19 protein-coding genes, 6 tRNA genes and 3 rRNA genes are annotated in these 25,033 nt (G+C 56.4%); 7 read left to right on the forward strand and 21 right to left on the reverse strand.

Going from position 1 to position 25,033, the window contains the following annotated elements; genetic code table 11:
- Positions 1 to 59 precede the first annotated feature (59 nt).
- The 18 genes from rplA to ACDZ94_RS05145 form a co-directional block, all read right to left on the reverse strand.
- A complete protein-coding gene (gene rplA, locus ACDZ94_RS05060) occupies positions 60 to 755 on the reverse strand; it encodes a 50S ribosomal protein L1 (protein ID WP_003232403.1) in 696 nt (231 codons plus the stop codon).
- On the reverse strand, positions 755 to 1,186 hold the full coding sequence (gene rplK, locus ACDZ94_RS05065; protein ID WP_003210097.1) for a 50S ribosomal protein L11: 432 nt from the start codon (positions 1,184 to 1,186) through the stop codon (positions 755 to 757). Before rplK ends, rplA begins: the two co-directional genes overlap by 1 nt.
- A 117-nt stretch (positions 1,187 to 1,303) precedes the next feature.
- On the reverse strand, positions 1,304 to 1,837 hold the full coding sequence (gene nusG, locus ACDZ94_RS05070; RefSeq protein WP_003176436.1) for a transcription termination/antitermination protein NusG: 534 nt from the start codon (positions 1,835 to 1,837) through the stop codon (positions 1,304 to 1,306).
- Positions 1,838 to 1,846: 9 nt separating this feature from the next.
- Positions 1,847 to 2,215 (reverse strand): preprotein translocase subunit SecE, encoded by a 369-nt coding sequence (gene secE / locus ACDZ94_RS05075; protein WP_003194658.1) that lies wholly within the window; start codon positions 2,213 to 2,215, stop codon positions 1,847 to 1,849.
- Positions 2,216 to 2,260: 45 nt separating this feature from the next.
- A tRNA-Trp gene (locus ACDZ94_RS05080) sits at positions 2,261 to 2,336 on the reverse strand.
- Positions 2,337 to 2,497: 161 nt separating this feature from the next.
- Positions 2,498 to 2,573 (reverse strand) — tRNA-Thr (locus ACDZ94_RS05085).
- A gap of 26 nt (positions 2,574 to 2,599) precedes the next feature.
- Positions 2,600 to 2,673 (reverse strand) — tRNA-Gly (locus tag ACDZ94_RS05090).
- 24 nt (positions 2,674 to 2,697) lie between these two features.
- A tRNA-Tyr gene (locus ACDZ94_RS05095) sits at positions 2,698 to 2,782 on the reverse strand.
- Between the two features lie 142 nt (positions 2,783 to 2,924).
- Complete coding sequence (locus tag ACDZ94_RS05100) at positions 2,925 to 3,371, reverse strand: hypothetical protein (protein WP_064454359.1); 447 nt, start codon at positions 3,369 to 3,371, stop codon at positions 2,925 to 2,927.
- Between the two features lie 7 nt (positions 3,372 to 3,378).
- On the reverse strand, positions 3,379 to 4,128 hold the full coding sequence (locus ACDZ94_RS05105) for a pantothenate kinase (protein WP_064454360.1): 750 nt from the start codon (positions 4,126 to 4,128) through the stop codon (positions 3,379 to 3,381).
- On the reverse strand, positions 4,118 to 5,077 hold the full coding sequence (gene birA, locus ACDZ94_RS05110) for a bifunctional biotin--[acetyl-CoA-carboxylase] ligase/biotin operon repressor BirA (protein ID WP_221295750.1): 960 nt from the start codon (positions 5,075 to 5,077) through the stop codon (positions 4,118 to 4,120). Before birA ends, ACDZ94_RS05105 begins: the two co-directional genes overlap by 11 nt.
- 168 nt (positions 5,078 to 5,245) lie before the next feature.
- Positions 5,246 to 5,361: ribosomal RNA gene (gene rrf / locus ACDZ94_RS05115) — 5S ribosomal RNA — on the reverse strand.
- Between the two features lie 168 nt (positions 5,362 to 5,529).
- A 23S ribosomal RNA gene (locus tag ACDZ94_RS05120) occupies positions 5,530 to 8,421 on the reverse strand.
- Between the two features lie 250 nt (positions 8,422 to 8,671).
- Positions 8,672 to 8,747 (reverse strand) — tRNA-Ala (locus tag ACDZ94_RS05125).
- A 30-nt stretch (positions 8,748 to 8,777) separates the two neighbouring features.
- Positions 8,778 to 8,854: transfer RNA gene (locus tag ACDZ94_RS05130), tRNA-Ile, on the reverse strand.
- Positions 8,855 to 8,936: 82 nt separating this feature from the next.
- Positions 8,937 to 10,473 (reverse strand): 16S ribosomal RNA (locus tag ACDZ94_RS05135).
- The 16S, 23S and 5S rRNA genes sit together here with 2 tRNA genes alongside, the layout of an rRNA operon.
- Before the next feature lie 626 nt (positions 10,474 to 11,099).
- Complete coding sequence (locus ACDZ94_RS05140) at positions 11,100 to 12,593, reverse strand: CoA-acylating methylmalonate-semialdehyde dehydrogenase (RefSeq protein WP_053254187.1); 1,494 nt, start codon at positions 12,591 to 12,593, stop codon at positions 11,100 to 11,102.
- A 39-nt stretch (positions 12,594 to 12,632) separates the two neighbouring features.
- Entirely contained in the window at positions 12,633 to 13,982 is a 1,350-nt protein-coding gene (locus ACDZ94_RS05145) for an aspartate aminotransferase family protein (protein ID WP_064450534.1), read from the reverse strand.
- Between the two features lie 125 nt (positions 13,983 to 14,107).
- Between ACDZ94_RS05145 and ACDZ94_RS05150 the strand changes: the two genes are divergently transcribed.
- The 6 genes from ACDZ94_RS05150 to ACDZ94_RS05175 all read left to right on the forward strand — a co-directional run bounded on the left by ACDZ94_RS05150 (position 14,108) and on the right by ACDZ94_RS05175 (position 20,278).
- Positions 14,108 to 15,028, forward strand: a complete 921-nt coding sequence (locus tag ACDZ94_RS05150) for a LysR family transcriptional regulator (RefSeq protein WP_064450533.1) — start codon at positions 14,108 to 14,110, stop codon at positions 15,026 to 15,028.
- A gap of 88 nt (positions 15,029 to 15,116) precedes the next feature.
- A complete protein-coding gene (locus tag ACDZ94_RS05155; protein WP_128592035.1) occupies positions 15,117 to 16,511 on the forward strand; it encodes a uracil-xanthine permease family protein in 1,395 nt (464 codons plus the stop codon).
- Positions 16,512 to 16,598: 87 nt separating this feature from the next.
- On the forward strand, positions 16,599 to 17,258 hold the full coding sequence (locus ACDZ94_RS05160; RefSeq protein WP_053254183.1) for a TetR/AcrR family transcriptional regulator: 660 nt from the start codon (positions 16,599 to 16,601) through the stop codon (positions 17,256 to 17,258).
- 12 nt (positions 17,259 to 17,270) lie between these two features.
- Positions 17,271 to 17,852, forward strand: coding sequence for an IMPACT family protein (locus tag ACDZ94_RS05165; protein WP_064450531.1), 582 nt, complete (start codon positions 17,271 to 17,273; stop codon positions 17,850 to 17,852).
- A gap of 186 nt (positions 17,853 to 18,038) precedes the next feature.
- Complete coding sequence (locus ACDZ94_RS05170) at positions 18,039 to 18,725, forward strand: SDR family oxidoreductase (RefSeq protein ID WP_221293823.1); 687 nt, start codon at positions 18,039 to 18,041, stop codon at positions 18,723 to 18,725.
- Positions 18,726 to 18,919: 194 nt separating this feature from the next.
- The gene (locus tag ACDZ94_RS05175; RefSeq protein WP_432751163.1) at positions 18,920 to 20,278 is read left to right on the forward strand and encodes an 8-oxoguanine deaminase; all 1,359 of its coding nucleotides are present in this window, start codon (positions 18,920 to 18,922) and stop codon (positions 20,276 to 20,278) included.
- Between the two features lie 134 nt (positions 20,279 to 20,412).
- On the opposite strand, the gene ACDZ94_RS05180 is transcribed toward ACDZ94_RS05175, so the two are convergent.
- The gene (locus ACDZ94_RS05180) at positions 20,413 to 21,504 is read right to left on the reverse strand and encodes a calcium:proton antiporter (RefSeq protein WP_064450528.1); all 1,092 of its coding nucleotides are present in this window, start codon (positions 21,502 to 21,504) and stop codon (positions 20,413 to 20,415) included.
- Positions 21,505 to 21,698: 194 nt separating this feature from the next.
- Here ACDZ94_RS05180 and ACDZ94_RS05185 point away from each other — a divergent pair, with 194 nt between their 5' ends.
- Complete coding sequence (locus tag ACDZ94_RS05185; protein ID WP_064450527.1) at positions 21,699 to 22,652, forward strand: adenosine deaminase; 954 nt, start codon at positions 21,699 to 21,701, stop codon at positions 22,650 to 22,652.
- 136 nt (positions 22,653 to 22,788) lie between these two features.
- Here the strand turns inward: ACDZ94_RS05185 and ACDZ94_RS05190 are convergent, their stop codons facing one another.
- Complete coding sequence (locus tag ACDZ94_RS05190; protein WP_432751164.1) at positions 22,789 to 24,159, reverse strand: MFS transporter; 1,371 nt, start codon at positions 24,157 to 24,159, stop codon at positions 22,789 to 22,791.
- Positions 24,160 to 24,261: 102 nt separating this feature from the next.
- On the reverse strand, positions 24,262 to 24,948 hold the full coding sequence (locus ACDZ94_RS05195; protein WP_064450525.1) for an ArsR/SmtB family transcription factor: 687 nt from the start codon (positions 24,946 to 24,948) through the stop codon (positions 24,262 to 24,264).
- Positions 24,949 to 25,033: the final 85 nt, after the last annotated feature.

The following is a 25,033-nucleotide window of genomic DNA, read 5'->3' on the forward strand; positions in this document are numbered from 1 at the left end:
CCGCCAGGCAGGGACCCCAATTTTTTCAGTTGCCGCGATCTCTCGCGACAACTTGTGTCTTATACGTCCAGCGAGCCTTGGTCGATGACCAGACCTGGGCCCATAGTGGTGCTCAGGGTAACGCGCTTAACGTAGATACCTTTCGAGGAAGCTGGCTTGATACGCTTAAGATCAGCGATCAGGGCTTCAACGTTTTCCTTCAGCTTGACGGCGTCGAAGCCGACTTTGCCAACGGAGGTGTGAATGATGCCGTTTTTGTCGGTGCGATAACGAACCTGACCAGCCTTGGCGTTTTTAACCGCGGTAGCTACGTCTGGCGTTACGGTGCCGACTTTAGGGTTAGGCATCAGACCACGTGGACCGAGGATCTGGCCCAGCTGACCTACAACGCGCATTGCATCCGGGGAAGCAATAACTACGTCGTAGTTCAGGTCGCCGCCTTTCATTTCGGCAGCCAGGTCGTCCATACCAACGCGATCGGCGCCGGCGGCCAGAGCAGCTTCAGCTGCTGGGCCTTGGGTGAAGACAGCAACACGTACAGTCTTGCCAGTACCGTGTGGCAGCACAGTAGCGCTACGAACGACCTGGTCGGATTTACGTGGGTCAACACCCAGGTTTACAGCAACGTCAACGGACTCGCTGAACTTGACAGTCGACAGCTCAGTCAGCAGGGCAGCAGCGTCTACAAAGTTGTAGGCCTTGCCTGCTTCGATTTTGCCGGCGATAGCCTTTTGGCGCTTGGTCAGCTTAGCCATTACACACCCTCCACGTTAAGGCCCATGCTACGAGCAGAACCGGCGATGGTACGCACGGCTGCATCCATATCAGCTGCAGTCAGATCCGCGTTTTTGGTTTTCGCGATTTCTTCCAGCTGAGCACGAGTTACGGTGCCAACCTTAACGGTGTTAGGACGAGCGGAACCGCTAGTCAGACCTGCAGCCTTCTTCAACAAAACCGAAGCCGGGGTCGACTTGGTTTCGAAAGTGAAGCTACGGTCGCTGTATACAGTGATGATCACTGGAGTCGGCAGACCTGGCTCAATACCCTGAGTACGGGCGTTGAAGGCCTTGCAGAATTCCATGATGTTCACGCCGTGCTGACCCAGAGCCGGGCCGACAGGTGGACTAGGGTTGGCCTGAGCGGCCTTCACTTGCAGCTTGATGTAAGCGGTAATCTTCTTGGCCATGAGGCACTCCAATTACGGGTTCAAACGCCTCGAAAGGCTCCCCGGTTACTTGCGCGTTTATCCCAGTGACGACAAAACCCCACAGCCTAAGGCTGCGGGGTTGGGATGCTTGCTCAGCTAGACCTTCTCGACCTGGCTGAACTCCAACTCTACCGGAGTAGAGCGACCGAAAATGAGCACTGCCACTTGGATCCGGCTCTTTTCGTAGTTAACTTCTTCGACGGTGCCGTTGAAATCAGCAAACGGACCATCTGTGACACGAACAACCTCACCCGGCTCGAACAACGTCTTCGGCTTAGGCTTGTCGCTACCATCAGCAACACGACGCAGAATTGCTTCCGCCTCTTTGTCAGTGATAGGAGCAGGCTTATCGGCAGTACCGCCAATGAAACCCATGACACGAGGAGTGTCCTTGACTAAGTGCCAAGTACCTTCATTCATGTCCATCTGAACCAGCACGTAGCCAGGGAAGAACTTGCGTTCGCTTTTGCGCTTCTGACCATTCCGCATTTCAACCACTTCTTCAGTGGGAACCAGAATTTCGCCGAAGCCATCTTCCATGCCTGCCAGCTTTACGCGCTCTAGCAAAGAGCGCATAACATGCTTCTCGTAACCCGAGTAAGCATGCACAACGTACCAACGCTTAGCCACGGGACACCCTTAGCCAACAATCAAGGAAACAAGCCAGCCGAGCAGGGAATCAAGCCCCCACAACAGCAACGCCATAACCAGAACAACAGCCACAACGATCAACGTGGTCTGCGTGGTTTCTTGGCGAGTCGGCCAAACGACTTTACGGATTTCGGTGCGAGCTTCCTTTACCAGGACCGCGAAAGACTTGCCTTTGGCAGTCTGCAGGCCTACAAAGGCAGCTACAGCAGCAAGGGCCAGCAAAGCGAGCACACGGTACAGGATCGGCGAAGCAGAATAATACTGATTGCCAACAACGCCTACGACCACCAACGCGACTACGGCGAGCCACTTGACGAGATCGAAACGAGAGCTTTGAGCTTCAGCCTTAGGAGTCATCTATGAAGATCCTGTGAAAAGAAAGCCAGATACACCACGTGGATCTGGCAGGTCAGGAGGGAATCGAACCCCCAACCTACGGTTTTGGAGACCGTCGCTCTGCCAATTGAGCTACTGACCTAAAACAAAATCAGGCCGACCATTATGCAGGCCTGAAAAAGACATTACAACAACCAACCCCAACAGACTTGAAATCACCTGACGATAAAGCCAGATACAACACTATCAAGCCGAGGCAGCTGTTAAAACAAAGGCAGATATTTTCATATCTGCCTTGTTATATGGAGCTCTTGAGCGGATTTGAACCGCTGACCTCACCCTTACCAAGGGTGTGCTCTACCAACTGAGCTACAAGAGCAAAACACCGTGCACAACCTGCAAACTTGGAGCGGGTAGCGGGAATCGAACCCGCATCATCAGCTTGGAAGGCTGAGGTTCTACCACTAAACTATACCCGCGGAGCTTGCAGCTCACGCTAAAAATGGTGGAGGGGGAAGGATTCGAACCTTCGAAGTCGTAGACGTCAGATTTACAGTCTGATCCCTTTGGCCGCTCGGGAACCCCTCCTAAGCGAGCCGGCATTCTACATCACGCCGGCCTTCTGTCAAGCATTTTCTCATTAAAAATATGAGGTTAGCTGCGTTGACCTTCGCTTCACGCTGTAGACCGTAAAGGTCTTCACTGCGAAGCGGGCGCCATTCTATGCAAACTATTCGACAGTTGCAACGCCTTCGCACAACATTATTTTATGTTTTAACTCATTGAATTCCTTAGCAAGGTTTTCAAACGGCAGATCGTCAGCCAGGCGCCTGCTTTCCGGGGCTACACGGAGCCAGTAGCCGGATGCCTCAGCAGTATTGAGCAATTGCACCTTGACCTTTATATCCAGGCTTGTAAGGCGCTGCTCCATCGACTGCGCCTGCCTCTGATCAGTAAAACCACCTATGTATAAGCAGGTATTTTGTGCGTCTGGGGCCTTTACTCGATCACGCCGAACCATTGGATCAGAAGACTCACTTAACAGGCGAATATCCTGCTGAGAGCCCTTATAGAGACTCAGGGGCGTTACGTCCTTAGCGCGCAACGGCGCTTCTTGTTGATGCCAAATGTAATAGAAGGCATTGAGAACGAGCAAAAGCAAAAACAGCCAACGCATAAATACCTCAGGACAAAGGGCACGCCATCGCCAGACCAACAAAAACCAGATCCGGAACATGGCGAGCCTGCGGCACAGCATCCGAGACCAGGTCAGCATCCCCACCCGTTAGAAAAACCGTGAAATTATCGCCCCAATAGCTTTGAGCCAGCTCAAGCTGAGTCAATACAAACCCCCTGAGCATTAGCGTACAACCTCGCTCAACCGCCTCCACAGTCGTTCGACCGGGTGAGAGGCGCTCCACAGCTTGCTCGGCCGCAACGTCGTCGTAGCGAATCTTGCGAGTGTGGGTTCGCAGTTGACTGCGCATGAGGGGCATCCCTGGACATATAAAGCCGCCAAGGTGCTCACCGTCAGCAGCAATGAAATCTGCAGTCGCCGCAGTACCAAAGTCGAGCACCAGACAGGCCCCTGACGCTAACTTGAACCCCCCCAGCATTGCCAACCAACGATCAAGCCCAAGACGCTCATACTCTTCGTAGCCATTACGAACGCCAGCCATTTCTCGCGCCGGGGCAGCACAGGAGACGACAACACCAAAAGCCCCCTGCAACGCCTCAACCAACTGCCCAGTCTCCTGCGAAGCACGAACACTCACCAAACGGCAACGCGTCAGAGACAGCCCTGGTATCGCTACCAGACTCTCAATCAATGCGAGATCCGAACCGACAATACCTTCGGAAGATACCCCAGCCATGTGCGAATCGAGTACACGCCATTTGATAAAGCTATTCCCACAGTCGAGCTCAAGAATCATCACGCAACCTCAGGCTTAACTCACCACCGCTGTATATTTTCTCGACACCATCGACATTCAAGCGCAGCGCGCCTTGGTGGTCGATCCCTAGCACAATCCCATCAATCTGGTTAACGCCCGCAATGAGGGATACGGCCCGTCCCTGCCACAAATGATTTTGCTCCCACTCTTCTTGGAGCGCAGTAAAGCCGAAAGCTTTATGTCGCTGCAGATAACTTTGCAATTGCAGCCCCAGCCGTGCAACCAGGTCATTGCGATCGACAGTAGAACCTGTTTCCAGCTGTGCTGAAGTCCACTGCTGATCGACCTCCGCAGCCTTTTGCATGTTTACGTTGATACCTATTCCAAGGACAACGTGGCAGATGTCTGCAGGATCTCCTACCAATTCAAGCAAGATACCGGCAATTTTTTTGTGCCCCACCAGGACATCGTTTGGCCACTTCAACGCCGCGCCTTTCACACCCAGCTCGCGGAGGCACTGCATGACCGCCAAGCCGACAACAAGACTGAGCCCCTCTAACTGCCGCAGCCCGCCGTCAATGCGCAAGACAAGGCTGTAATACACATTCTGAGCAAACGGGCTAACCCACTTACGGCCTCGCCTACCCCTTCCTGCAGTTTGCTGCTCTGCAAGCACCAGAAATGGCGCCATGCAGCCTGCGTCGACAAGCCGCAAGGCTTCGGCATTAGTGGAGTCAATGGAGTCAGAGATGTAAACGGGCCACACCAAAGAAGCAGCATTCGCTTCAATTTCTTTAGCGCTCAAGAAAACCAACGGGGACGCAAGCTGATACCCCTTGCCACGGACTTTATGAATGGGCAGGTTCAATTCAGACTCAAGATGCTGGAGCTGCTTCCAAACAGCACTGCGACTGACGCCCAAGGCAGCACCCAGCGCTTCTCCAGAGTGGAATCGGCCATCTTTCAGAAGTTCTAACAACGTCAGCATGCAAGTATCGCCTCACAATGAGGCACGCATGATAGCCATGCATAAGGCCATTGCATAGAAAGGACGGGGTTTAGCACTGTAGGCGGCTGCAATAAGCCCCTTTGCACTTTTCGACCGTCCAAAACAAAACCCCTGTCTGCGTTAGCAAACAGGGGTTCTGGAATTTAATCTTGACGATGACCTACTCTCACATGGGGAAACCCCACACTACCATCGGCGATGCATCGTTTCACTGCTGAGTTCGGGATGGGATCAGGTGGTTCCAATGCTCTATGGTCGTCAAGAAATTCGGGTACTGAGTCGTGGCCAGCTGGCCTCGCTTCAGCAAATTGGGTATGTGACAGCTTTCGGTGTTTTGTGAGATTCGAACTTTCGGTTCTATCGTCTTCACACACCGCAATCTGGTCTCTTTCGCTTTACAGCTCGGAGCATGCAAATTGCTTGGGTGTTATATGGTCAAGCCTCACGGGCAATTAGTATTGGTTAGCTCAACGCCTCACAGCGCTTACACACCCAACCTATCAACGTCGTAGTCTTCGACGGCCCTTCAGGGGACTCAAGGTCCCAGTGAGATCTCATCTTGAGGCTAGTTTCCCGCTTAGATGCTTTCAGCGGTTATCTATTCCGAACATAGCTACCCGGCAATGCCACTGGCGTGACAACCGGAACACCAGAGGTTCGTCCACTCCGGTCCTCTCGTACTAGGAGCAGCCCCTCTCAAATCTCAAACGTCCACGGCAGATAGGGACCGAACTGTCTCACGACGTTCTAAACCCAGCTCGCGTACCACTTTAAATGGCGAACAGCCATACCCTTGGGACCGGCTTCAGCCCCAGGATGTGATGAGCCGACATCGAGGTGCCAAACACCGCCGTCGATATGAACTCTTGGGCGGTATCAGCCTGTTATCCCCGGAGTACCTTTTATCCGTTGAGCGATGGCCCTTCCATACAGAACCACCGGATCACTAAGACCTACTTTCGTACCTGCTCGACGTGTCTGTCTCGCAGTCAAGCGCGCTTTTGCCTTTATACTCTACGACCGATTTCCGACCGGTCTGAGCGCACCTTCGTACTCCTCCGTTACTCTTTAGGAGGAGACCGCCCCAGTCAAACTACCCACCATACACTGTCCTCGATCCGGATAACGGACCTGAGTTAGAACCTCAAAGTTGCCAGGGTGGTATTTCAAGGTTGGCTCCACGCGAACTGGCGTCCACGCTTCAAAGCCTCCCACCTATCCTACACAAGCAAATTCAAAGTCCAGTGCAAAGCTATAGTAAAGGTTCACGGGGTCTTTCCGTCTAGCCGCGGATACACTGCATCTTCACAGCGATTTCAATTTCACTGAGTCTCGGGTGGAGACAGCGCCGCCATCGTTACGCCATTCGTGCAGGTCGGAACTTACCCGACAAGGAATTTCGCTACCTTAGGACCGTTATAGTTACGGCCGCCGTTTACCGGGGCTTCGATCAAGAGCTTCGCGTTAGCTAACCCCATCAATTAACCTTCCGGCACCGGGCAGGCGTCACACCCTATACGTCCACTTTCGTGTTTGCAGAGTGCTGTGTTTTTAATAAACAGTCGCAGCGGCCTGGTATCTTCGACCGGCATGAGCTTACGGAGCAAGTCCTTCACCCTCACCGGCGCACCTTCTCCCGAAGTTACGGTGCCATTTTGCCTAGTTCCTTCACCCGAGTTCTCTCAAGCGCCTTGGTATTCTCTACCCAACCACCTGTGTCGGTTTGGGGTACGGTTCCTGGTTACCTGAAGCTTAGAAGCTTTTCTTGGAAGCATGGCATCAACCACTTCGTCATCTAAAAGATGACTCGTCATCAGCTCTCGGCCTTAGAATCCCGGATTTACCTAAGATTCCAGCCTACCACCTTAAACTTGGACAACCAACGCCAAGCTGGCCTAGCCTTCTCCGTCCCTCCATCGCAATAACCAGAAGTACAGGAATATTAACCTGTTTTCCATCGACTACGCTTTTCAGCCTCGCCTTAGGGACCGACTAACCCTGCGTCGATTAACGTTGCGCAGGAAACCTTGGTCTTTCGGCGTGGGTGTTTTTCACACCCATTGTCGTTACTCATGTCAGCATTCGCACTTCTGATACCTCCAGCAAGCTTCTCAACTCACCTTCACAGGCTTACAGAACGCTCCTCTACCGCATCACTTACGTGATACCCGTAGCTTCGGTGTATGGTTTGAGCCCCGTTACATCTTCCGCGCAGGCCGACTCGACTAGTGAGCTATTACGCTTTCTTTAAAGGGTGGCTGCTTCTAAGCCAACCTCCTAGCTGTCTAAGCCTTCCCACATCGTTTCCCACTTAACCATAACTTTGGGACCTTAGCTGACGGTCTGGGTTGTTTCCCTTTTCACGACGGACGTTAGCACCCGCCGTGTGTCTCCCATGCTCGGCACTTGTAGGTATTCGGAGTTTGCATCGGTTTGGTAAGTCGGGATGACCCCCTAGCCGAAACAGTGCTCTACCCCCTACAGTGATACATGAGGCGCTACCTAAATAGCTTTCGAGGAGAACCAGCTATCTCCGAGCTTGATTAGCCTTTCACTCCGATCCACAGGTCATCCGCTAACTTTTCAACGGTAGTCGGTTCGGTCCTCCAGTTAGTGTTACCCAACCTTCAACCTGCCCATGGATAGATCGCCCGGTTTCGGGTCTATTCCCAGCGACTAGACGCCCTATTAAGACTCGCTTTCGCTACGCCTCCCCTATTCGGTTAAGCTCGCCACTGAAAATAAGTCGCTGACCCATTATACAAAAGGTACGCAGTCACCCAACAAAGTGGGCTCCCACTGCTTGTACGCATACGGTTTCAGGATCTATTTCACTCCCCTCTCCGGGGTTCTTTTCGCCTTTCCCTCACGGTACTAGTTCACTATCGGTCAGTCAGTAGTATTTAGCCTTGGAGGATGGTCCCCCCATATTCAGACAAAGTTTCTCGTGCTCCGTCCTACTCGATTTCATGACTAAGAGATTTTCGCGTACAGGGCTATCACCCACTATGGCCGCACTTTCCAGAGCGTTCCGCTAATCTCAAAGCCACTTAAGGGCTAGTCCCCGTTCGCTCGCCACTACTAAGGGAATCTCGGTTGATTTCTTTTCCTCAGGGTACTTAGATGTTTCAGTTCCCCTGGTTCGCTCCATACACCTATGTATTCAGTGTAAGGTAACCATCTTATGATGGCTGGGTTCCCCCATTCAGACATCTCCGGATCAAAGTCTGTTTGCCGACTCCCCGAAGCTTTTCGCAGGCTACCACGTCTTTCATCGCCTCTGACTGCCAAGGCATCCACCGTATGCGCTTCTTCACTTGACCATATAACCCCAAGCAATCTGGTTATACTGTGAAGACAACATTCGCCGAAAATTCGATAATACTCAATTACGAGTAACTCACAAATTTTACCTTAGCCTGATCCGTTACCAGTGAAAGTAACGTTCAGTCTATCTTTCTATCACATACCCAAATTTTTAAAGAACGATCTAATCAAAGACTAGAAATCAACATTCACCATCATAACGATGGAATGCTCATTTCTAAGCTTTCAAAACTTCAGAAGCAGTAGTGGTGGAGCCAAACGGGATCGAACCGTTGACCTCCTGCGTGCAAGGCAGGCGCTCTCCCAGCTGAGCTATGGCCCCGTATTTCTACAGGCGTTTCCCACACAAAATTGGTGGGTCTGGGCAGATTCGAACTGCCGACCTCACCCTTATCAGGGGTGCGCTCTAACCAACTGAGCTACAGACCCAATTTCGGGCTGCTTCTTATCGTCTTCTTCAATGAATCAAGCAATTCGTGTGGGAACTTATGGAGCAGCTGATGTCGTCGATTAAGGAGGTGATCCAGCCGCAGGTTCCCCTACGGCTACCTTGTTACGACTTCACCCCAGTCATGAATCACACCGTGGTAACCGTCCTCCCGAAGGTTAGACTAGCTACTTCTGGTGCAACCCACTCCCATGGTGTGACGGGCGGTGTGTACAAGGCCCGGGAACGTATTCACCGCGACATTCTGATTCGCGATTACTAGCGATTCCGACTTCACGCAGTCGAGTTGCAGACTGCGATCCGGACTACGATCGGTTTTGTGGGATTAGCTCCACCTCGCGGCTTGGCAACCCTCTGTACCGACCATTGTAGCACGTGTGTAGCCCAGGCCGTAAGGGCCATGATGACTTGACGTCATCCCCACCTTCCTCCGGTTTGTCACCGGCAGTCTCCTTAGAGTGCCCACCATTACGTGCTGGTAACTAAGGACAAGGGTTGCGCTCGTTACGGGACTTAACCCAACATCTCACGACACGAGCTGACGACAGCCATGCAGCACCTGTCTCAATGTTCCCGAAGGCACCAATCTATCTCTAGAAAGTTCATTGGATGTCAAGGCCTGGTAAGGTTCTTCGCGTTGCTTCGAATTAAACCACATGCTCCACCGCTTGTGCGGGCCCCCGTCAATTCATTTGAGTTTTAACCTTGCGGCCGTACTCCCCAGGCGGTCAACTTAATGCGTTAGCTGCGCCACTAAGAGCTCAAGGCTCCCAACGGCTAGTTGACATCGTTTACGGCGTGGACTACCAGGGTATCTAATCCTGTTTGCTCCCCACGCTTTCGCACCTCAGTGTCAGTATTAGTCCAGGTGGTCGCCTTCGCCACTGGTGTTCCTTCCTATATCTACGCATTTCACCGCTACACAGGAAATTCCACCACCCTCTACCATACTCTAGTCAGTCAGTTTTGAATGCAGTTCCCAGGTTGAGCCCGGGGATTTCACATCCAACTTAACAAACCACCTACGCGCGCTTTACGCCCAGTAATTCCGATTAACGCTTGCACCCTCTGTATTACCGCGGCTGCTGGCACAGAGTTAGCCGGTGCTTATTCTGTCGGTAACGTCAAAACACTAACGTATTAGGTTAATGCCCTTCCTCCCAACTTAAAGTGCTTTACAATCCGAAGACCTTCTTCACACACGCGGCATGGCTGGATCAGGCTTTCGCCCATTGTCCAATATTCCCCACTGCTGCCTCCCGTAGGAGTCTGGACCGTGTCTCAGTTCCAGTGTGACTGATCATCCTCTCAGACCAGTTACGGATCGTCGCCTTGGTGAGCCATTACCTCACCAACTAGCTAATCCGACCTAGGCTCATCTGATAGCGCAAGGCCCGAAGGTCCCCTGCTTTCTCCCGTAGGACGTATGCGGTATTAGCGTCCGTTTCCGAACGTTATCCCCCACTACCAGGCAGATTCCTAGGCATTACTCACCCGTCCGCCGCTCTCAAGAGAAGCAAGCTTCTCTCTACCGCTCGACTTGCATGTGTTAGGCCTGCCGCCAGCGTTCAATCTGAGCCATGATCAAACTCTTCAGTTCAAACATCTTTGGGTTTTTAAGAAACCCTAAACTTGGCTCAGCAATCGTTGGTTACATCTTTGATTTCTCGCGGAGTAACTTGTGATGCTGATAATCTTGTTGACTATCAGTCTGACTCCACAAGCACCCACACGAATTGCTTGATTCAGTTGTTAAAGAGCGGTTGGTTAAGATCTTTCGTCTCAACCGAGGCGCGCATTCTACAGCAGCCTCATTTGCTGTCAAGTGATTATTTTCAGAAGTTTTCGAAGAATTCTTCAACAACTTCAACCACTTGCGCTTCCGATCTCTCGTTAGCGGGAGGCGAATTCTACAGCGTTACACGCTGCTGTCAACACCTCTTTTTCTCCGCTTTCGACCGAGAGGATCGAAACGTTAATAGAGCCAAACAACACTGCCCTACCAACTCCTTCTCGGCTTCGATGAACTGAAGCAACTCGCTGTCGAACTCCGCATAACTTCTTGTTTACCAAGGAGTTTTTCGTTTCGACTGCGCCGGAAGTGGGACGAATTATAGACTTCCAGAATTTGCCGTCAACACCTTTTTCATATTTCTGTCATATAGGTCAAAAAGGCCACAAAACGCAAAAGCCGGCCCCAAGGGGCCGGCTTTTCACTACAACGCCTTACAAACTAGGAAAGGCAAACTGCGAGGCTTCATGGCTGGCCCGTTGCGGCCAACGCTGGGTAATCGCCTTGCGCCGGGTATAGAAACGCACCCCATCGGGCCCATAGGCATGCAAGTCGCCAAACAACGACCGCTTCCAGCCACCAAAGCTGTGATACGCCACAGGCACCGGCAGCGGGACGTTAACACCGACCATACCCACTTCAATCTCGTCACAGAACAGGCGCGCCGCCTCCCCATCACGGGTGAAGATGCAGGTGCCATTGCCATACTCGTGATCATTGATCAGTTGCATCGCCGCTTCCAGGCTATCAACTCGCACCACACACAACACCGGCCCAAAGATCTCTTCTTTATAGATGCGCATCTCAGGGGTCACACGGTCAAACAGACTGCCGCCCAGGAAGAAGCCCTCTTCATGTCCGGCAACACTCAAGCCACGTCCGTCCACCACCAGCTCAGCACCCGCCGCCACACCGTCTTCTATATAGCCACTGACTTTGTCCCGCGCCTGGCCAGTCACCAATGGCCCCATATCCAGACCACACGAAGTGCCTGCACCGATCTTCAGTGCCTTGACCTGCGGCACCAGCTTGGCAATCAACGCATCCGCTACCTGGTCACCCACGCACACGGCCACCGAGATCGCCATACAGCGCTCACCGCAGGAACCATACGCCGCGCCCATCAAGGCGCTCACGGCGTTATCCAGATCCGCATCCGGCATCAGCACTGCGTGGTTCTTCGCCCCGCCCAGCGCCTGCACGCGTTTGCCGCGTTTGGTCGCTTCGGAGTAGATGTATTCGGCAATCGGCGTCGACCCTACAAAGCTCAACGCTTTCACTTCCGGTGCTTCGATCAGCGCATCCACCGCGCCCTTGTCACCGTGTACCACGCTCAACACGCCTTTAGGCAGGCCAGCCTCCTGCAGCAACTGTGCAATGAGCAGCGTCGAACTTGGATCACGCTCCGAGGGTTTCAGGATGAAACAGTTACCGCACACGATCGCCAGCGGGTACATCCACAACGGCACCATCGCCGGGAAGTTGAACGGGGTGATACCGGCCACCACGCCCAACGGCTGAAAATCCGACCACGCATCAATGTTCGGCCCCACGTTACGGCTGTATTCGCCCTTGAGAATCTCCGGCGCCGAACAGGCGTACTCCACGTTCTCGATCCCGCGCTTCAATTCGCCCGCAGCGTCTTCCAAGGTCTTGCCATGCTCTTCGCTGATCAACTGCGAGATACGTGCCTCGTTCTGCTCCAGCAATTGCTTGAAACGAAACATCACCTGAGCACGCTTGGCCGGTGGGGTATTACGCCAGGCCGGGAAGGCAGCCTTGGCCGAGTCGATTGCACGTTGAATGGTTTCGCGGCTGGCCAACGGCACCTGATGAATCACCTGGCCGGTGGACGGGTTATACACATCGGCAGTACGACCGGACTCACTGACCAACTGGCCGTTGATCAAATGCTGGATAAGGCTCATGCGGGGCTCCTGAAAAGTTGTTCTATATAGAAGGAGAAATCAATCGATCTTGTTCAGCACTTCGCCGACCGCATCGAACAGGCGATCCAGGTCCTGCGGCTTGCTGTTAAAGGTTGGCCCGAACTGCAGGGTGTCACCGCCAAAGCGCACGTAGAAACCGGCTTTCCACAAAGCCATGCCAGCCTCGAATGGACGCACGATGGCATCACCGTCACGCGGGGCAATCTGGATTGCACCGGCCAGGCCGTAGTTGCGAATGTCGATCACATTCTTGCTGCCCTTCAAACCGTGCAGCGCATTCTCAAAGTGCGGGGCGACTTCGGCTACGCTCTGCACCAGGTTTTCTTTCTGCAACAGGTCCAACGCCGCCAGGCCAGCGGCGCAAGCCACTGGGTGCGCCGAGTAGGTGTAGCCGTGGGGGAATTCCACCGCGTACTCCGGCGTCGCCTGGTTCATGAAGGTCTGGTAGATCTCGCTGCTGGCAATCACCGCGCCCATCGGGATCGCGCCATTGGTGACTTGCTTGGCGATGCACATCAGGTCCGGGGTCACACCGAAGCTGTCAGCACCGAACATCGAGCCGGTACGGCCGAAACCGGTGATCACTTCATCAAACACCAACAGGATGTTGTGCTGGTCGCAGATCTCACGCAGACGCTTGAGATAACCTTGCGGCGGCACCAGCACGCCAGCGGAGCCGGCCATCGGCTCGACAAACACCGCAGCGATGTTCGACGCGTCATGCAATTCGATCAGTTTGAGCAGCTCATCGGCCAAGGCGATACCGCCCAGCTCCGGCATGCCACGGGAGAAGGCATTGCTCGCCAGCAAGGTGTGAGGCAGGTGGTCAACATCCATCAAGCCCTGACCAAACAGCTTACGGTTACCGTTGACGCCACCCAGGCTGGTACCGGCAATGTTGACACCGTGATAACCACGGGCGCGGCCGATCATTTTGGTCTTGGTCGCCTGGCCCTTCAGGCGCCAGTAAGCGCGCACCATCTTCACTGCGGTATCGGCGCACTCGGAGCCGGAATCAGTGAAGAACACGTGGTTCAGGTTGCCTGGGGTCAGGTCGGTAATCTTTTCTGCCAGTTGGAATGACAATGGATGACCGTATTGGAAGCCCGGGGAGTAGTCCAGGGTGCCCAATTGCTTGGACACAGCTTCCTGGATTTCCTTGCGGGTGTGCCCTGCGCCGCACGTCCACAGGCCCGACAATGAGTCGTACACCTTGCGGCCCTTGTCATCGGTCAACCAGCTGCCTTCGGCGGCCACGATCAGGCGCGGGTCACGCTGGAAGTTACGGTTGGCGGTGTAGGGCATCCAGTGAGCATCCAACTTCAGTTGGCTGGCCAGGGACGAAGGGGCGTTTTCGGGCATGTTCATCAGCAAAACCTCGCAAGGCAAAAGGCAGCGTCGGGATTGAAAAGCGTTCTTGCAGCTAAATTGCCACGGGGATAAAGTCGGTGAAATTCAACTCTTCTAACCTTCAGTCAGGCCTTCACTAAACTATGAGCATCCGTCGACCCGATCCTCTGGCCCAAGTCAGCGACTTCGATATTCGCCTGTTGCGCATTTTCCGCAGCGTGGTGGAGTGCGGTGGCTTTTCGGCGGCGGAAACCGTACTGGGTATCGGCCGCTCGGCTATCAGCCAGCAAATGAGCGACCTGGAGCAACGCCTCGGATTAAGGCTGTGCCAACGCGGGCGCGCCGGGTTCTCCCTGACCGAAGAAGGCCGTGAGGTTTATCAATCGGCCCTGCAGCTATTGAGTGCCCTGGAAAGTTTTCGCACTGAGGTGAACGGACTGCACCAGCATTTGCGCGGCGAGTTGATCATCGGCCTCACCGACAACCTCGTCACCCTGCCCCATATGCGCATCACCCATGCCCTGGCGCAGCTGAAGGAACGCGGCCCGGACGTGCAAATCCAGATCCGCATGATCGCCCCCAACGAAGTCGAGCAAGGTGTACTCGACGGCCGCCTGCATGTCGGTGTGGTGCCCCAGGCCAGCGCCTTGTCGGGCCTCGAATACCAACCGCTGTACAGCGAGCGCTCGCTGCTCTACTGCGCGGTCGGCCACCCATTGTTTTATGCCGACGACAAGCAACTGGACGACACCCGTATCGACAGCCAGGACGCCATCGCCCCAACCTTCCGCCTGCCCGCCGACATCCAGGCCCATTACCAGGCACTCAACTGCACCGCCAGCGCCTCGGACCGCGAAGGCATGGCCTTCCTGATTCTCACCGGCCGCTATATCGGCTACCTGCCCGATCACTACGCCAGTCTTTGGGTACAACAAGGCCGACTGCGCGCGCTGAAACCGGCTACCCGTTTTTACGATTTAAGCCTCGCATCGGTCACGCGCAAGGGGCGTCGCCCTCATTTGGTGCTGGAAAGCTTTCTCGAGAGTCTGGCGGCAACGCGCTAACGCGCGCCTTTCGCTAAAAGCTGAGCAACTGGACAGCTTTTTGCAAGGGAGCAAGGACCTTGAACCGTCCGCCTCGAGTTTGCCCGCCATGCCACCAGAATCCTCCAGCCCCAGCGACCTGATCTACGGCCTCAACGATCGCCCCAAACCGATCCCCGCTCTACTGGCAGCCCTGCAACATGTGCTGGCTGCCTTCGTCGGCATCATCACTCCACCGCTGATCATCGGCTCCACCCTGGGCCTCACCGCCCACCTGCCCTACCTGATCAGCATGGCGTTGATGGTTTCCGGCGCAGGAACGTTCATCCAGGCGCGTAGACCTTTTGGTATCGGTGCCGGGATGATCTGCCTGCAAGGCACCAGCTTTGCGTTTCTCGGCGCGGTGTTGTCGGCGGGGTTCCTGGTGAAGCAACGTGGCGGCAGCCCGGAGGACATCATGGCGATGATCTTCGGCGTGTGCTTCTTCGGCGCAGCGGTACAAATTGTGCTGAGCCGGTTTATCGGGCAACTGCGCCGAGTCATCACGCCATTGGTCACCGGAATCGTCATCACCTTGATCGGTATCAGCCTGATCAAAGTCGGCATCACCGACCTTGGCGGTGGTTTCAACGCCCCCGACTTCGGCGCGCCGACCAACCTGGCCCTGGGCCTGTTCGTGGTGCTGACCATCATCCTGCTGAACCGCTCGAACACCCCGTGGGTGCGCCTCTCGGCGATCATCATCGGCCTGGCCCTCGGCAGCCTCGCGGCATGGTTCAGTGGCAAGCTGGTGCCGCAAGCCTTGCCCGACCTGCCGCTGGTCAGCCTGCCGATACCGTTTCGCTTCGGTTTCAATTTCGACTGGAGCGCCTTCCTGCCCATCGCGCTGATTTATCTGATCAGCAGCATCGAAACCGTCGGCGACCTCACCGCCAATTGCATGATCGCTCGCCAGCCTATCAGCGGCCCGTCTTATATAAGCCGGCTCAAAGGCGGCGTACTCGGCGATGGCGTGAGTTGCATGATCGCCGCCACCTTCAGCGCTTTCCCTAACACGACCTTCGCGCAGAACAATGGCGTGATTCAACTCACCGGCGTGGCCAGCCGCTACGTCGGCTTATACATCGGCGTGGTGCTGTGTTGCCTCGGCTTGTTTCCGCTGATTGGCGCCGTATTGCAGCAAATCCCCAAGCCGGTATTGGGCGGCGCGACCCTGGTGATGTTCGGCAGCGTGGCCGCCGCCGGTGTGCGCATCCTCGCGCAGGCACCGCTGGACCGGCGCAGCATGCTGATCATCGCCACCTCATTTGGTGTCGGCCTGGGCATTGCCGCCCAGCCGAACCTGCTGCATTTGATGCCGCCCTTGGTGCAAAACCTGTTCGACTCGGCCATCACCAGCGGCGGCCTGACCGCTATCGTGTTGTGCCTGTTATTGCCGGAAGCCAAAGCAACATCAGTTGCCGCAAACCACGCACTGGAAAGCGACACGCTGGAACCGCTTTGACGGTTTTATTGCATCGGGACTTGTCTGAGGCTTGAGGGTGGGTTATCTGTGCACACGTCGCCTCTATCGATCAGCACGGAAACCTCCATGAGCCTCGAAGTTCCTGCCCACAGCAACCACGCCGGTAAACCCGCCAGCCGCATTCGGCAAAAGAACGAACAAGCGATTCTCCAGGCTGCTGAAGACGAGTTCGCGCGCCATGGCTACAAAGGCACCAGCATGAACACCATTGCGTCGAGTGCCGGGCTGCCCAAGGCCAACCTGCATTACTACTTCACCAACAAGCTCGGCCTGTATATCGCGGTGCTCAGCAATATCCTTGAACTGTGGGATAGCACCTTCAATGCGCTGACCGCCGAGGACGACCCGGCCGTGGCGCTCACCCGCTACATCCGTACGAAGATGGAATTTTCCCGGCGCCATCCGCAAGCTTCGCGGATCTTCGCCATGGAAATCATCAGTGGCGGCGAATGCCTTACCGAATATTTCAGCCAGGACTACCGCGCCTGGTTCAGCGGTCGGGCAGCCGTGTTCCAGGCCTGGATCGACGCCGGCAAGATGGACCCCATCGACCCCGTGCACCTGATCTTCCTGCTGTGGGGCAGCACCCAGCACTACGCCGACTTCGCCACCCAGATCTGCCGTGTCACCGGGCGCACCAAGCTGACCAAGCAAGACATGGAAGACGCCGGCACCAACCTGATCCACATCATTCTCAAAGGCTGTGGCATCAAGCCGGCCCTATAAACGAAGCGATTTATGCCTTTCACGCTCACAGGCCTTTGCGAATTTCGTGAAGAAATACGCAAAAGCCGCTTTATCACCCTGGCGGCGCCGATCACCAGCCCGCAAGACGCCCAGGCGTTTTTCGAGCAGCACAGTGACCTGAACGCCACGCACAACTGCTGGGCCTGGAAACTGGCCGACCAGTACCGCAGCAATGACGATGGTGAGCCCGGCGGCACTGCCGGGCGACCGATTCTGGCGGCCATCGAAGCCCAGGGGTTTGATCAAGTCGCGGTACTGGTGATTCGCTGGTACGGCGGCATCCAGTTGGGCACCGGCGGCCTGGCCCGTGCCTACGGCGGCGGTGCAAACAAATGCCTGCAGACTGCCGACCGCATCGAGTTGATCAGCCGCGTACCGCTGAGTTGCGCCTGCGGCTTTTCCGAATTGAACCTGGTGAAACTGCGCGTTGCCGAACTGGGCGGGCTGGTGATGGAAGAAACCTTCACCGCCAACGGCGTCGAGTTACAGCTTGCGCTGGGAGAAGCACACATCGACACGCTGCAGACTCAACTCGCCGACCTGAGCCGTGGGCGTATCCTGCTGGAACGCTGAAACTGCCCACATCTACTGTGCACCCGCCTGTGGATAACCTGAGCACATCCGCCTGTAACCCTGCTGTCACAAGGCGTTGCGCGCGCTGTTCACTTTTTGTCCAATGAGACTTCGCGCCATTTACCCAAGTCTGCGCTAATGTAGTTCGCTCAATTCCCTGAACCGCGACGTCAAAGGAAGCCCTGCATGTCTACGCCAAAAACTGCACTGATCATCGGCGCCTCGCGCGGGCTGGGCCTTGGCCTGGTCAAGCAATTGCTCCAGGACGGCTGGGACGTGACCGCCACCGTGCGCGATCCGAACAAGGCCGATGCCCTGAAAGCCGTTGGCCCGGTACAGATCGAGAAACTGGACATGGACGATCAGCAAGCCGTGATCGCCCTGAGCCAGCGCCTCAAGGACCGCACCTTCGACCTGCTGTTCGTCAACGCGGGCGTCAAAGGCCCGGCCAATCAGGAACCCGGCCACGCCACCCTGGCGGAAGTCGGCCAGCTGTTTTTCACCAACGCCGTCGCGCCGATCAACCTGGCCCAGCGTTTTGTCGGGCAGATCCGCAAAGACAGCGGCGTTCTGGCCTTCATGAGCTCAGTGCTCGGCAGCGTGACCATTCCCGATGGTTCGGACCTGGCGCTGTACAAGGCCAGCAAGGCCGCACTCAACTCCATGACCAACAGCTTTATCACCCAACTGGGCGACCACAAACTTACCGTGCTGTCGCTGCACCCGGGCTGGGTGAAGACCGACATGGGCGGCGAAAACGCACAGATTGATGTCGACACCAGCGTGCGCGGCCTGGTGGATCAGGTGAATGCCTACACAGGCAAGGGCGGCCATCATTTTGTCGACTACAAAGGCGACACCATCGCCTGGTAAGGACCACGGTTCAACAGGTGGGAGGGCGCGCGACTTGCTCCCTCCCACACTGATCGCACCCGATTTCCTACACCTAGACCAGATCGCGAACTACACGTAATCTAGCCACCTCGCCTTTACCGGCGACCCTGGATCAGCAGACAGGGCAACACTGAGCTGGCAAACCTGAACCCATCATTCAGAGGAGCCGGCCAATGCCTGCGACCCGTATCTGGTTAAAAAACCCCCTCGCGATTTTCACTGCCAATGGCCTCGATGCCCGTGGTGGCCTGGTGCTGCAAGACGGTGTGATCACCGAAGTGCTGGGCTGGGGCCAAGCGCCCGCAGTACCTTGTGGACAAGTGTTCGACGCCCGTGAGCACGTGATTCTTCCCGGCTTGATCAACACTCACCACCATTTCTATCAAACCCTGACACGCGCCTGGGCGCCGGTCGTCAATCAGCCGTTGTTCCCGTGGCTGAAAACCCTGTATCCGGTTTGGGCACGGCTAACCCCTGAAAAACTCGCCCTGGCCTCAAAAGTCGCGCTCGCGGAACTGCTGCTCTCGGGCTGTACCACGGCAGCCGATCACCACTACCTGTTTCCCGACGGTCTGGAAAATGCCATTGACGTACAGGTGGATAGCGTGCGCGAACTGGGCATGCGCGCCATGCTCACCCGAGGTTCCATGAGCCTGGGCGAAGCCGATGGCGGCCTGCCGCCGCAACAAACCGTGCAACAAGGCCAAGTCATTCTTGAAGACAGCCAACGCCTGATCCGCGAATACCACCAGCGTGGCGACGGCGCGCAGATCCAGATTGCCCTGGCGCCCTGCTCGCCGTTTTCCGTGACGCCGGAAATCATGGAAGCCAGTGCCGAACTGGCCAACAGCCTCGACGTGCGCCTGCACACTCACCTGGCGGAAACCCTCGACGAGGAAGACTTCTGCCTGCAGCGTTTCGGCCTGCGCACCGTGGATTATCTCGACAGTGTCGGCTGGCTCGGCCCACGCACCTGGCTGGCCCATGGCATTCACTTCAACCCGGATGAAATCGCGCGCCTGGGGGCTGCAGGCACGGGTATCTGCCATTGCCCGAGTTCAAATATGCGCCTGGCTTCCGGAATCTGCCCGACCCTGGACCTGCTTGCCGCCGGTGCGCCCATTGGCCTTGGCGTGGACGGTTCCGCCTCCAACGATGCGTCCAACATGATTCTCGAAGCCCGCCAGGCCCTGTACATTCAGCGCCTGCGTTACGGCGCCGAAAAGATCACGCCTGAAGGCGTGCTGGGCTGGGCGACCAAGGGCTCGGCGCAACTGCTGGGGCGTACGGACATCGGTGAGTTGGCGGTAGGCAAACAGGCTGACCTGGCGCTATTCAAACTCGACGAGCTGCGTTTCTCCGGCAGCCACGATCCGATTTCGGCGCTGCTGTTATGCGGCGCCGACCGTGCGGACAGGGTGATGATTGGCGGCAAATGGCGAGTCATCGACGGCCAGGTTGAAGGCCTGGACCTCAAAGGCTTGATCGCCGACCACACCCAGGCGGCGCGGCAGTTGATCGCCGGAACCTGAGTCAAACATAAATCAAAATGTGGGAGCGGGCTTGCCTGCGACAGCGGTATGCCAGTCGACGCTGAAGGTGACTGAACCACCGCCATCGCGGGCAAGCCCGCTCCCACATGAGTTCTTCGGCACTACTAAATCGGTTACAACCCAAGCAGCGACAGCATGATAAAGGTCGCAAACAACACGAAATGGGTCATCCCTTCGATGGCGTTGGTTTCGCCATCGTTGAGGTTGATCGCGCTGACGACCAGCGTGATCAACACCATCACGGTCTGCACCGGCGTCATCGCCATCTGGAACGGCTGGCCGGTGTAAAGCGCCATGGCCTCCATCACCGGCACCGTCAGAATGACGGTCGACAATGAAGCGCCCAAGGCGATGTTCACGACAGATTGCATACGGTTGGCCAGGGCCGCGCGCAATGCAGTCAAAATTTCCGGTGCCGCCGAAATGGCCGCGACCACAATTGCCGTGATGACCGGCGGTGCGCCGGTGCCTTCCAGGCCCAGGTCGAGGGTCTTGGACATCACCTCGGCCAGCGCGCCGATCACAATCACCCCGAACACCAGCGTACCGATGGAGAACGCCAGACTTATCGGCGGTTCCTGCTGTTCTTCAGGCTGTTTTTTGCGGCGTTTTTCCGGGTAGCTGTAGCTGAAGAAATAGCTGTGCGGCCCTACCTGCATGCGCAGAAACAAGGTGTAGAGCACCACCATCGCGCCGATGGTGAAGGCCGAGTAAATTTTCCAGTCAGCCTCTGGGATAAATTCCGGCACCACCATCGACACGCCCATCGCGGTGAGGATCATCACACTGTAAGTACGTGCCGAATCGTCGTTGTAGGACTGCTCGCCATGCTTGATGCCGCCCATCAATGCGGCCAGGCCGAGGATGCCGTTGATATCGAGCATCACCGCCGAATAGATGGTGTCACGCACCAACGTGGGCGACGGCTCGTTGCTCATCATGATCGCCAGGATCACCACCTCCACCAGCACGGCGGCGAGCGTCAGGATCATGGTGCCATAGGGGTCACCGACTTTTTCCGCGAGTTGTTCGGCATGGTGCGCCACGCGCATCGACGCCACGACGATAAAGCCGATCAGTGTTACGCCGGCCAGCAGCGCCACCATTTGCCCGTTGTGGAGCATCCAGTGCTCCAGCGGGTAGGCTGCGATGGCGGCAATCAGCGCCAGCAGCATGTATTTTTCTTGCTTGAGGGATGTGAGCATTCCGGGCCTTTTCATACGGCTAATCAGTCATTGATGGGGTACAGACTGCACCACGCTGCTAACGTTTCGTTACACCTTAGTTCACAAGGCCTATACGTGAAGAAAAACGAATACTCTCCTGCTGGTCAGGTTTTGCCGATTATTTCAGCCATGGCCTGTAGAATGCCGCCATTGCACCTGATGAGAATTTAGACATGTACGATTGGCTCAACGCCCTGCCCAAGGCTGAATTGCACCTGCACCTGGAAGGCTCGCTGGAGCCTGAGTTGCTGTTCGCCCTGGCCGAACGCAACAAGATTGCGCTGCCGTGGAACGACGTCGAAACCCTGCGCAAGGCCTACGCCTTCAACAACCTGCAAGAGTTTCTCGACCTGTATTACAAGGGCGCCGATGTGCTGCGCACCTCCCAGGATTTCTACGACCTGACCTGGGCCTACTTGCTGCGCTGCAAAGAACAGAACGTGATCCACACCGAGCCATTCTTCGATCCGCAAACCCACACCGACCGTGGCGTGCCATTTGAAGTGGTGCTGAACGGCATCGCGGCGGCACTCAAAGATGGCGAACAGCAACTGGGCATCACCAGCGGCTTGATCCTCAGTTTCCTGCGCCATTTGAGTGAAGCCGAAGCCGAGAAAACCCTCGACCAGGCGCTGCCGTTCCGTGACGCGTTTGTGGCCGTGGGCCTGGACAGTTCGGAAATGGGTCACCCGCCGAGCAAGTTCCAGCGTGTGTTCGACCGTGCCCGTCATGAAGGCTTCCTCACCGTGGCCCACGCCGGCGAAGAAGGCCCGCCCGAGTACATCTGGGAAGCCCTCGACCTGCTGAAAATCCAGCGGATCGACCATGGCGTGCGCGCTATCGAAGACGAGCGTTTGATGCAACGGATCATCGACGAGCAGATCCCGCTGACTGTGTGCCCGTTGTCCAACACCAAGCTGTGCGTGTTCGATGACATGGCTCAACACAACATCCTCGACATGCTCGAGCGTGGCGTGAAGGTGACCGTGAACTCGGATGATCCGGCGTACTTCGGCGGTTATGTCACCGAGAACTTCCACGCGCTGCACACCTCGCTGGGCATGACCCAGGACCAGGCCAAACGCCTGGCGCAGAACAGCCTGGATGCGCGGTTGGTAAAGCCATAAGCAACACTGATTGAATGAATACTGGCTAAATGTGGGAGCGGGCTTGCTCGCGAATGCGGTGTGTCAGTCACCAGATACATTGACTGACACACCGCATTCGCGAGCAAGCCCGCTCCCACACTGGCCTCACCAGCCTTTAGATTTCAGTTAGCTCTTCCAGCGTCTTGCCCTTCGTCTCCTTCCCGAACACCCACACCACCAGCGCCGCCACCGCAAAGCACAGCGCGCCCAGGGCAAACACCCCGCCCTGCCCGGTTATCGGGAACACCAGCCCGGTCACCAACGGCCCCAGCAATGACCCGACCCGGCCAATCGCCGACGCAAACCCGGAGCCCGTCGCCCGCGCCGAGGTGGGATACAGCTCAGGCGTGTAGGTGTACAGCACCGCCCACATGCCAAACAGAAAGAACTGCATCAACAACCCTGAAGTAATCAGCAGCCCTACGTTGCCGCCGAATACCGCACTTTGCCCATACAAAAACGCCATCACCCCGCCGCCCAGCAATGTCACGACGCACACCGGTTTGCGCCCCCAGCGTTCCACCAGCCAGGCCGCCATCAGGAACCCGGGAATCCCGCCCAGGGAAATGATCACCGTGTAGTACACCGACTGCGTCACGGCAAAACCCGACTGCTGCAATAACGCACTCAGCCAGGACGTCAGCCCGTAGAAGCCGAGCAAGGCAAAAAACCACACGCTCCAGATCATCATCGTGCGCTGGCGGTACTGCGCCGACCACAATTGCTGAAACGCCGAGAAAAAAGTGCCCGGCACGCTCTCCACACGTGGCAAGGCAATCGGCTCCGGCAAGTCAGCGCGGCCCAGGGACTCGCGCACTTTGCGCTCAATGCCCTGCAACACCTTATCTGCAGCCTCATGCCGCCCTGCCTGCTCAAGCCAGCGCGGCGACTCCGGGATAAAAAATCGAATCGCCAACACAAACACCGCCGGCACCGCCAACACCAAAAAGATGTCCCGCCATCCAATCACTGGCAGCAGGAAATAAGACAGCACACCCGCCGCGACAAAACCCAAAGGCCAGAAGCCATCCATCAAGGCGATATAGCGCCCGCGCCCTTTGGCGGGGATCAGTTCTGAAAGCATCGACTGCGCGATCGGAAACTCCATGCCCATGCCGATCCCCAGCAGGATGCGAAACAGCGTCAGCGTCTCCACCGTCTGCGCCGTGGAACACAGGTAGCTGGCGATGCCCCACAACACGATGCTCCACTGGAACACCGGTTTGCGCCCAAAACGATCAGCCAACATGCCGGATAAAGAAGCACCGACCACCATGCCGAAAAAGCTCGAACTGGCGAGTAACCCCGCCTGGGCAGTGCTCAGGCCGAACTCGGTTTTGATCGAACCTAAAAGGAAGGTCATCATCGCCAGGTCCATGGAGTCGAAGAAAAACGCCAGGGCGATGATGATGAAGATGATTCGGTGGTAACCGCTGATGGGCAACCGTTCCAACCGTTCCGCTGCGCTATAGCCTTGCATACCCATGCCGCACCCCTGTGTGAAAAATCCCCAAAGCGAGTGTGCGGCATCGTTTTGCCCGGTTATTGCTGGATACGACCTGACTGAAACTCTGAACGACGCTTGCGTCTATCCCGCAGTCAGCCGGTTGATTTGCGCAAGCCCGATATCGGTCACCGACAAAGCGCAGGACTCGTTGATCACGTTGATCCATCCGGACTGTAAAAAGAGTTGCAACAGCCCCACCCCCAACGTGCCCCCCAAGTGCGGTTGCTGCTGACTCCAATCGACACAGTCGCAGGCCAGGGGTGCTGCCAGTGCCTGGGTAAAAATACCCAGGCCCGCCAGATGCTGAGCGCCCTTGACGGTGACGTCGGTGCGCTGTTCATGACGGTTGATCCAGCCTGCTTCCAGCATCCGCCGGTACAGCCTTGCCGCCAACTCACCGCCCAGATGCCCATGACATAACCGGGCATGACGCAATGATGCCGGGGCTGCCAATGCCTGCGGCACAGCCAGCGGTGAACCACGCGCCGCGCTGGCCATGGTGGTACTGGCCAAGGCATCGATAGCGGCACTCACATCGGTAGCCGCTACACGATAGAGCCGCTTGCCACGCCGAGCCTCGATCCGCAGCAAACCGCCGCCCGTCAGACGTGCCAAATGCGCATTGGCCGATGCCGCTGACAGCCCGGCGAGTGTCGCCAACTCATCCGAAGTCTTTGCCGAGCCGTCCATCAAGGACCAGAGCATCGCGGTGCGCTTGGGTTCAGCGAGCAAGCTGGCGATCTGACTGATGCAAGGTGCTTCTTCCATGTATTCACTCCTTGTTAAATCATTTGTCTGCTGCGGTTGGAACCGAAGTATAAGGGCGCAAACCGCCCGCTCCGCGGCGTCTGAC

The organism is Pseudomonas sp. UBT (assembly GCF_050915955.1).
Taxonomy (GTDB): Bacteria; Pseudomonadota; Gammaproteobacteria; order Pseudomonadales; family Pseudomonadaceae; genus Aquipseudomonas; species Aquipseudomonas antarctica_A.

Excerpts from the sequence above, each read along its gene's own strand:
- ACDZ94_RS05105 (WP_064454360.1), bottom strand. The coding sequence starts at position 4,128 with ATGATTCTTGAGCTCGACTGTGGGAATAGCTTTATCAAATGGCGTGTA.
- ACDZ94_RS05170 (WP_221293823.1), top strand. The coding sequence starts at position 18,039 with ATGTCTACGCCAAAAACTGCACTGATCATCGGCGCCTCGCGCGGGCTG.
- secE (WP_003194658.1), bottom strand. The coding sequence starts at position 2,215 with ATGACTCCTAAGGCTGAAGCTCAAAGCTCTCGTTTCGATCTCGTCAAG.
- ACDZ94_RS05145 (WP_064450534.1), bottom strand. The coding sequence starts at position 13,982 with ATGAACATGCCCGAAAACGCCCCTTCGTCCCTGGCCAGCCAACTGAAG.
- ACDZ94_RS05165 (WP_064450531.1), top strand. The coding sequence starts at position 17,271 with ATGCCTTTCACGCTCACAGGCCTTTGCGAATTTCGTGAAGAAATACGC.
- ACDZ94_RS05100 (WP_064454359.1), bottom strand. The coding sequence starts at position 3,371 with ATGCGTTGGCTGTTTTTGCTTTTGCTCGTTCTCAATGCCTTCTATTAC.
- ACDZ94_RS05155 (WP_128592035.1), top strand. The coding sequence starts at position 15,117 with ATGCCACCAGAATCCTCCAGCCCCAGCGACCTGATCTACGGCCTCAAC.
- ACDZ94_RS05175 (WP_432751163.1), top strand. The coding sequence starts at position 18,920 with ATGCCTGCGACCCGTATCTGGTTAAAAAACCCCCTCGCGATTTTCACT.
- birA (WP_221295750.1), bottom strand. The coding sequence starts at position 5,077 with ATGCTGACGTTGTTAGAACTTCTGAAAGATGGCCGATTCCACTCTGGA.
- ACDZ94_RS05190 (WP_432751164.1), bottom strand. The coding sequence starts at position 24,159 with ATGGGTATGCAAGGCTATAGCGCAGCGGAACGGTTGGAACGGTTGCCC.
- ACDZ94_RS05150 (WP_064450533.1), top strand. The coding sequence starts at position 14,108 with ATGAGCATCCGTCGACCCGATCCTCTGGCCCAAGTCAGCGACTTCGAT.
- ACDZ94_RS05185 (WP_064450527.1), top strand. The coding sequence starts at position 21,699 with ATGTACGATTGGCTCAACGCCCTGCCCAAGGCTGAATTGCACCTGCAC.
- rplA (WP_003232403.1), bottom strand. The coding sequence starts at position 755 with ATGGCTAAGCTGACCAAGCGCCAAAAGGCTATCGCCGGCAAAATCGAA.
- ACDZ94_RS05195 (WP_064450525.1), bottom strand. The coding sequence starts at position 24,948 with ATGGAAGAAGCACCTTGCATCAGTCAGATCGCCAGCTTGCTCGCTGAA.
- ACDZ94_RS05160 (WP_053254183.1), top strand. The coding sequence starts at position 16,599 with ATGAGCCTCGAAGTTCCTGCCCACAGCAACCACGCCGGTAAACCCGCC.
- ACDZ94_RS05140 (WP_053254187.1), bottom strand. The coding sequence starts at position 12,593 with ATGAGCCTTATCCAGCATTTGATCAACGGCCAGTTGGTCAGTGAGTCC.
- ACDZ94_RS05180 (WP_064450528.1), bottom strand. The coding sequence starts at position 21,504 with ATGCTCACATCCCTCAAGCAAGAAAAATACATGCTGCTGGCGCTGATT.
- rplK (WP_003210097.1), bottom strand. The coding sequence starts at position 1,186 with ATGGCCAAGAAGATTACCGCTTACATCAAGCTGCAAGTGAAGGCCGCT.